This is a genomic window from Gracilibacillus saliphilus, from assembly GCF_010994085.1.
GTDB classification, from domain to species: Bacteria; Bacillota; Bacilli; order Bacillales; family Amphibacillaceae; genus Gracilibacillus; species Gracilibacillus lacisalsi.
Map to the genome: position 1 here is coordinate 1 of NZ_WJEB01000058.1, position 8,157 is coordinate 8,157.

An 8,157-nucleotide genomic window follows, 5' to 3' on the forward strand; every position below is an offset into this window, starting at 1 on the left:
TGTTTTGTTCAGTTTTCAAAGATCAATGTTGTGTCGTTTTTTGCGACGAAATATAATATACCATGTATCAAAAAAGAAGTCAATGCCTTTTTTTGAATTTTTTCTTTGCTGTTCATCACTTCATTTCCTTACGACGACAAAAGATAATATACCATAAACTTATATAGCAGGCAAGAGGTTTTTTAACTTTTTTCTACATATATAAGAAAAGCGCAGAGCGCCCGCTTAGAAACGTAGCGGCTGGAGCTAATCAACTGAGATAAAGGAATCACAGTAAGCTTGCGAACCAATGATGACTTATCGTAGGGCGATTCGTGAAGTCGCCTAGTTTTTGGGCGCTCGGAGCTAGACACCTGCGCAAATTTTATATACTTTCTTGTCTCAAAATAAAAATACTATATCCCTTTTTATAAAAAAGATACAGTATCTACTTTCCTTATTCAATTTGCACTTTCTTAGGTATATATTTCTTTATCTCTTCTTCACTAGCTATCCGGGTATACAATTGAAATATGACCTTATATCTCTCACGCATTGCTTGCTTCACCATTTTATCTATTCGATGATCTTCTAAGTCTAACAGTAATTCTTCTAACTCTCTTTTTATCACATACTGCAGTTCACTTTGCTCCTTATCATTAATTAATAAGCCTAACATCTTGTCCACCCCTAAAATCTATTTTAATAATGATAATCTCCCCACTATCTAATATCTATATTCCTGTTTTCTTTCAAAATTAAACATAATTAGACATCATATTAAAGAAATACCCTGCATATAATGGAGACAAGCCCAACTAAAGGGAGGGGATTTTCGGTGAGGCGTTTATATATTGTAGATATGAAGAAACAAAAAAAAGCATTCCTCATTATTCCAATTGCTTTTTTTGTTGCCCTGTTTTTATTTTTAGAATTTAATTTTACCTCTACGGTTTTTTCTAATCAGGATAATCCACGTGCATTAAATGCTGGGAATGAAGACCATCCATCCGTCGCTTTAACTTTTAACATCAGCCACGGTGAAGAAAATGTTATTCCTATCTTAGAAAGACTGAAGAAAGAAGATGTTCAAGCCACATTCTTTGTAAGTGGTGAATGGGCTGAGCGACACCCTGATATTTTAGAACAAATTGCAGAGGACAAACATGAGATTGGAATGCTCGGTTACCAATACCAATCATACGTCGAGCAAGAGATAGATGAAGTGCGAAGCGATTTGAACAAAGCAAAAGATATCTTTTCTAAATTAGGTTATGAAGATATTTATTTATTAAGAGCGCCTAATGGGCATTTAAATGAAGAAGTGATTAGCTTAGCTGAGAATCAAGGCCTTAAAGTGATCCATTGGAGTATTAATCCAAATGATTGGCAGAATCCTGGAACTGAAAAGATTACCAATCATATTCTGAAAAATGTTCGTAATGGGTCAATCATTTTACTTCATGCTTCAGATAGTGTGAAACAAACAGAACAGGCACTTGAAGTTGTCATCCCAGAGGTCAAAGGTGACAAAGAGTTTTTGACTATTTCTGAATTGATTACACAAGCAGAAACAAACCAAGAAGAACTTCAATCTGAAAAGAAATAGACCGTTCCTTAAAAGGGCAGGTCTATTTCTTCTCGGTTAAACGATGTAGTATTAACAGCTGATAAGTATTACATAATATCAATGGTACAATCATTAGCCAAGCATAATCTCCATTTTCTGTACGCAATCCCGGCACCCACTCAATCGATGTAATCACAACCATAAAGAAAAGGGCTGGGATAAATGCTCTTTTGTTGGTGTCTTTTGCTTTTATGCCTGCAACAAACCAACTATAAATAAATAAGGCAATCGCAGTTAGTAAAAATGGTGTGACCGTGCCATCTTCCACACTTCGATAACGGAAATAGACTAGATCAAACAAAGCAAAGGCAATTAATACTACCTGCACTGTTGGCCAAAACCTGCGAAAAACACCTAAAGCAAATTGATTAACAGTTAAATACGCGAAAAAACCCATTTGACTGATCAAACTAAAAACAAAGCCTAAACCAGTGAAAAAAATCAGCAAGCCTAATATTTCAAACCAATCAATCGGATTGAGGTTTTCTGCATACACTCCTGCTTTCACAAAAAAACTCGCAATTAGGGTAGAAAACCCACCTAAAAGCAAAGTAGAAAAAAACAACCGTACAACATTACGACTTTTCAAAATAAAATCCCCCTATATTCTATATCCTGTTACGTATTTTACCACGAACTTCAGTTTTTTTCGCTTGTCGTACATATTAATTATAAATGACTCCATATTATAAATACAGGTTATTTTTTTATAAGAAGGGTAGCGGTAAATATGAACCGATTTTTATACATGTTAGGTATTACTCTACTGCTGCTTTCAGGATGTGGTGGCGGTGGGAACAATGCAGGTAACCAAGATAGTGAAGACTATGAAGGAACAAAAAAAATGGTCGCTGACATCCTTAAAACAGATGAAGGAAAAAAGGCGATTACAGAAGTGTTGTCTAGTGATGACATGCAACAAACTTATGTGGTCGATGCAAAAGTCGTTAAAGACGCCGTAACAGAAACACTCTCTTCCGACAAAGGAAAAGAATTTTGGGAAAAAATGTTCCAAGATCCGAAATTTGTAGAATCATTTGCGAAAGCATTGCAAGATAAACAAGAGGATGTCACCAAAAAGTTAATGAGTGACCCAGAATATCAGAAAAAATTAATGGAAGTACTCAAAAATCCAGAGATGGAACAACAATTAATGACAGCCCTAACTAGCCAAGAATTTCGAAGTCATTTAGAGAAGGTAATGGAAGAAACTTTTGATTCTCCAATGTTCCAAGCAAAAATCACTGATTTACTTTTAAAAGCGGCTAAAGAAATGAAGCCTTCAGAACAAGGTGGAGGCGGCGGATCTGGTGGATCATCGGGTGGTTCCGGTGGTGGCGAAGAGAAGCAGCAAGAAAAAGAGCAAGAAGGACAAGATCAACAAGAAAATCAGTCTAGCTAAAAAGAAGTGGAGCCTTTTAAAAAAGCGCTCCACTTCTTGATTAAAATTGGTCGATGATTTGTTTAGCTACCTCAAGATATTCTTTACCATTCGGATGGTCTTCTTGATAGACAGATGGTGCAAAGACACCTTCTTCTTCAAATGGTTGTTGCAAGGAAAGTCGACCGATCACTTGTGTACCTAACACTTCAGCTAACTTGTCGCCTCCACCTTTACCGAAAACATATTCTTTTTCACCAGTTACTTTACTCTCAAAGAAGGCCATATTTTCAATGACACCTAAGATTTCATGATCAGTGTTAATCGCCATTTGACCAGCACGTGCTGCAACAAATGCTGCAGTTGGATGTGGTGTTGTAACAATTAATTCTTTTGAAGATGGAATCATATTGTGCACATCTAATGCCACATCACCTGTACCTGGAGGTAAATCTAATAGGAGATAATCGAGTTCTCCCCACTCCACTTCCTTAAAGAAGCTTGTCAACATTTTACCTAATCTTGGTCCACGCCAAATAACAGGGGAATTATCTTCTACAAAGAAGCCCATCGACATAATTTTTACACCGAAACGCTCCACCGGAACGATTTTATTGCCGTTCAACTTCGGTCTTTCTTCCACGCCCATCATATCCGGTACACTAAAACCATAAATATCAGCATCAATAATTCCTACTTTTTTCCCTAATCTCGCCAAGGCAACTGCTGTATTCACTGTGACGGTTGACTTTCCAACGCCACCTTTACCACTGGCAATTGCCAGGAAGTTGGTATTGGAATCTTTGCTAAGTAAAGAGGGATCTTCTTCTTTAGTTGGTTGGAATTTAGCGATTACCTCGTCTGGCAATTGGCTAAAGCGAAGCCCAACCGTCGCTGCTCCTAATTGTTTTATTGCACCAACTAATTCTTGTTGTAATTGCATTTGCTCTGCGGTATTCGTCTTTGCAATCGCAAGTTTGACACTCACATGATTTTTCTCTTCCTTAATAGAGACCTCTTCAATACCATCCGTTTCTTTAAACGTCTTATGTAAGAAGGGGTCTTTCATTTTATGCAAAAGGTCGATTACACTTTGTTCTGTTAGCAAAATAGGTCACCTCAATTTAAAAACTATTTAGTCCTATTTGCTAGTATAACACAAATTAAGCATTAACTAAGTGAGATGCATCAACGACTATCGGGTTTGTTCGATGACATACTGTGAAATGCCTTCATATATGCTTGCCGCCATTTTTTTCTGATAATTCGTCGATTTTAACAATTCTTTCTCTTCTTCATTTGACAAAAAGCCGATTTCTACTAATGCTCCCGTTGTTTCTGCATATTTTAAAATAAATACCTGACTCATGGCCAATGCCTCTCGATTGGTATTCTCTAAATTACGACGAATTTCAGACTGAATAGCTTTTGCTAATAATTCATTTTGTTCCTTTCCAGGATGATAAAAAGTTTGAGCACCTTTCCACTGCCTGTCAGGTAAAGCATTTAAGTGAATACTAAGAAAAAGATCCGCTTCTTTCTCTTTGATAAATGCTACCCGATTTTGAATATCCTCTGACTTTCTCCGAGATAAACCAGTTGTTCCATCTTGGGCTAAATCATAGTCGCCCTCTCTCGTAAGATAGACAATTGCTCCTGCCTGCTGCAAATAATCCCTAAGCATCTTGGATACGTCTAGGGCAATATCTTTCTCCTGGGTATTATCTGACCCTTTAGCCCCACCGTCAACTCCACCATGCCCTGGATCCAGGACAATTGTTTTACCAGCTAGTGGTAGTGACCATGTTTGCCACGAATCCAATGATCGTTGCATTGGGTATTGCATCAAAATAATTAATAAAAATAATCCAACTAACCACAGGACAACTTTAAATATCTTCGGCATCCGCTTTTCCCCCTATAATTCTCCTGTAACCACTATATGGGACAAGCGGGAAAGTTATGCCAGCTTACATATATTTTATAGAGATAATTCATTTTGTTGATAATATATCGTTATATCTTGCTTTTCAATACTGTTAACCAATCCAGCATAACGATGATGCATCTTTCTGCAGGTATCTTCTAAATCATTAGCGATCATCTCTATTTTATACTGCTTTTTGCCAATTACTTCTTCTGCTCTTTCTATTATTTCCCCACTTGCTTTGGCAGCTTCCGTTTGGACAAACCGATCAAACTCTTTGGATAATGTCCTCAAACGTTGAAGCGAGGAAGCGAAAGCCTCATCTTTTCTATTTACACCTTGAAAATCCGCAAAGCGATATGTAGTTTGATAAATAGGCATTGCGATCACCCTTCCAATGATTAATAAATAGCATTCGCGATTTGGAATTCTTTTTCGAAAAAGGCTTCAATCGCATCTTTGATATCTGCTATAAGTTGTTGTTCCTGTGATAATTCTCTTTCCAGTTGATTGATGGTGTCATAAAAATCTTCTGAAAACGATTTAGGTAGTGGTGGCAGGTGTTCATGTACATTTATCCCCCTAATTTTAATTTGATAGCCTGTCCGAGATAAATGGTTTATTAAATATTGATAACTATAAGGACTTGATTCCATGTTATGAATTCTTCTCATTATATATTGTCGCTTTCTTGCATAATCTTCCTCAAATTCTTCCTGATAGAGGTGCTTAAGCTGACGCACAACCGCTCGCTTCTCCTCCAAAATAGCTAATCCTTCCTTATATATCCGGAGTGCAGCTTCGATTTGGATAACGATTCTTGATCCTCTTTTCCTGCTTAACGCTAACCTTAACGGATGTCCTTTCATATTGGTGAGATTTTGTAACGCAAAATCAAAGACTTCTTGAGGATTTTTAAATCGCATCAATAAGGGGTGTTGTGATTCCGATGTATCTTCTCTAGATAAGGTTTCGATAACGGCATCTAGACTATGTGCATGAACCGATTGCTGAAAATAATCAACAAAAGTCCAATCTACATCACGTAAACGTTCAAATGTTGTTTGAATGTTTCTAGCCCGAGGTAATACGTGTTGGTATATATCATTAATATTTAACGCAGTTGTTAATGCTAAAGTTGTACGCGGTGGATAGAGAAAGGAGAAGTTTTGCAATTTGGATACCTGTTCATTTATTACTATCAAATCCGTTTCAATTTGTTGGGTAGAGGAAAGGATTAGTTGTTGTTCCTCCTCTGTCATGAGTTCTGCATCTACGAAAGCATTCGTAATCTCAGGTAAGTGTTGACGAATTTGTTTCACTTGCTTCAATACTGACGGAATTCTTGTTGCCATATCCACTAACATTGGCACTCCTGTAACCATTACTTGCGATGCTTGTGTAGCAATTTTGATATTACTGTTGATGTTTTGTGATACGATTGATTTTAAATTAGCAGGAGTTCGATAAACGAACTTAGCTGATTCTTTCACTCGACTCCAAAATGAACCTTGACTTATCTTTTCTATAGAATCCATTGTTTCCTTTTGCCATTCAGCGTTATTAACCAACATTTGATTTAGTTCGTCTCTTGCAGCAAGAAAACTATCAACTGTTTTCGGGTTAAATCCAGTCAATTCTTTGACAAAGGCATCAAACCCTTTTTTGTTATAGGTCTGTGCATAAGGCAGTAAAACCTCTTGGATGGATTGCACTACTTCATCTGGCACTTGACGCATTAACGCTTCAAAATTACCGTACTCTTCATGATAGCTTAAGAATCCATCACGTTCCCCAATATCAATAAAACCCCTTGTCCTAGTGATGGAATATAGCATGTCTTCTTCAACCGTGGTGTGTTGAATCGTTGTTTCGTCTATTTTGTTTTTGTAGTAATCTTCGGTGAAGGCTTTTACTTCGGATGGGGGGAGGGAGTAAATATCTATTTCACCTTGTATATTATACTTTTTATTTAAGGATGTATAAAATTTCTGATCAATTTCTGCTAATTGATAGAATGATGGTGGCGCCCCATTAATTGAATACACTGTATCAAAATCCTCTGTCATCATCTGCAATGTTACAATAAGTCCACCACCTAAAGAATGGCCATATCCATACTTTTTTAGATCAGGCAAGTCAGAATCAGTTATAGGAGTAATTTTTTCCATAACATTTTGATGAAATCTATTTGCTTCTTCATATTGATCAGTTGTAACTCCTACTAAACTTCCATTACCATTATATGACCAATCAAGTGGTCTCCAATTTGCCCCTTCAGAAAGTTCACTGCCCCTTGCAATTGTTATTACCTGATTAATTTTGTCTTCCCCATTTTTTAAATGGATAATAGTACCATCAAAACCTGAATCTCTTCCTCGTTCCCTTATTTCCTTTAATATTTCATCTGACTTATAAACAGAAATTTCCGCAACTAATTCTTCTCCATGTTCCTCTAAGTAAATTCTTTTAACCTCATTTTCTATTTCAACAGGATCCAAGTCATTATATTCTAATTCCATGATACGAGCTCTGATTAACTCACTATCAAAAAGCTCCTTATTCAACATTTTGTTTCACCATCCATCTTATTTTAGAAATTGAACAGATTCCATTAGTTTGAGAGCATTTACTGTTTGTTCATTTGGATCAATAGTACAATCTTTGCTATCTTCATAACAAGAAGCAGAAAAGATATATTCTAACCCAAAGTCACCACTTGCAGGTAATATATAAGAAAAGGTCCAATAAACTGTTGATTTCTTTCCATCTGACTCAAATACTTCTTCATCTTGAGCATAATATATTTTATTTCCATTTTTTTTGATTTCTTTGTAGTCTCCTTCATAACCAACCTTTGTAGATAATGAACCTAAGTTTTCTTCCAACCACCTCTCTCCAAAGAGGCTAAAAGTTAAGTCATGTTTGAAGTAAAAATTATTTTCTAAACTATAATCCTCAAATGTAATAGACTCATATCCATCACCATCTTTATGATAAGAAACTTCAGAAACCACCGCATTTTCCGGGTACAACACTTGATAACCACCAGTCCCTGACTCAAACAAGTAATACCCTTCTTCCTCTTCCTCCGTTGACACTAAAAACTCTCGCGTAAATTCATCCTGAAATGCTTTTGTATCTGGATATTCCTCCATCTGACATCCTCCCAAAATTACAAGTCCTATCAATAACATCCATTTGATTCGTTTCACGAAGGCATACTCCTTCCACTTTACG

Annotated in this window: 9 protein-coding genes; 2 read left to right on the forward strand and 7 right to left on the reverse strand. The window is 36.5% G+C overall.

Annotation, left to right across the window (positions count from 1 at the left end):
• Positions 1–436: 436 nt before the first annotated feature.
• On the reverse strand, positions 437–658 hold the full coding sequence (locus GHT08_RS21590) for a hypothetical protein (RefSeq protein ID WP_163583453.1): 222 nt from the start codon (positions 656–658) through the stop codon (positions 437–439).
• 159 nt (positions 659–817) lie between these two features.
• Here GHT08_RS21590 and GHT08_RS21595 point away from each other — a divergent pair, with 159 nt between their 5' ends.
• The gene (locus GHT08_RS21595) at positions 818–1,588 is read left to right on the forward strand and encodes a polysaccharide deacetylase family protein (RefSeq protein WP_193568339.1); all 771 of its coding nucleotides are present in this window, start codon (positions 818–820) and stop codon (positions 1,586–1,588) included.
• 22 nt (positions 1,589–1,610) lie between these two features.
• On the opposite strand, the gene GHT08_RS21600 is transcribed toward GHT08_RS21595, so the two are convergent.
• Positions 1,611–2,198, reverse strand: coding sequence for a KinB-signaling pathway activation protein (locus GHT08_RS21600; RefSeq protein WP_163583454.1), 588 nt, complete (start codon positions 2,196–2,198; stop codon positions 1,611–1,613).
• A gap of 141 nt (positions 2,199–2,339) precedes the next feature.
• Between GHT08_RS21600 and gerD the strand changes: the two genes are divergently transcribed.
• On the forward strand, positions 2,340–3,011 hold the full coding sequence (gerD, locus tag GHT08_RS21605) for a spore germination lipoprotein GerD (protein ID WP_018934583.1): 672 nt from the start codon (positions 2,340–2,342) through the stop codon (positions 3,009–3,011).
• A 40-nt stretch (positions 3,012–3,051) separates the two neighbouring features.
• Here the strand turns inward: gerD and GHT08_RS21610 are convergent, their stop codons facing one another.
• The 5 genes from GHT08_RS21610 to GHT08_RS21630 all read right to left on the reverse strand — a co-directional run.
• Positions 3,052–4,098: an Mrp/NBP35 family ATP-binding protein gene (locus GHT08_RS21610; RefSeq protein WP_163583455.1), complete on the reverse strand. Its 1,047-nt coding sequence runs from the start codon at positions 4,096–4,098 to the stop codon at positions 3,052–3,054.
• An 87-nt stretch (positions 4,099–4,185) separates the two neighbouring features.
• The gene (gene cwlD, locus GHT08_RS21615; RefSeq protein ID WP_163583456.1) at positions 4,186–4,896 is read right to left on the reverse strand and encodes an N-acetylmuramoyl-L-alanine amidase CwlD; all 711 of its coding nucleotides are present in this window, start codon (positions 4,894–4,896) and stop codon (positions 4,186–4,188) included.
• 75 nt (positions 4,897–4,971) lie between these two features.
• Positions 4,972–5,298 (reverse strand): hypothetical protein, encoded by a 327-nt coding sequence (locus GHT08_RS21620; RefSeq protein WP_163583457.1) that lies wholly within the window; start codon positions 5,296–5,298, stop codon positions 4,972–4,974.
• Positions 5,299–5,318: 20 nt separating this feature from the next.
• On the reverse strand, positions 5,319–7,487 hold the full coding sequence (locus GHT08_RS21625) for a DUF6792 domain-containing protein (protein ID WP_163583458.1): 2,169 nt from the start codon (positions 7,485–7,487) through the stop codon (positions 5,319–5,321).
• An 18-nt stretch (positions 7,488–7,505) separates the two neighbouring features.
• Positions 7,506–8,157: hypothetical protein (locus GHT08_RS21630; protein ID WP_238343647.1), on the reverse strand; the 652-nt coding region annotated here is incomplete at its 5' end.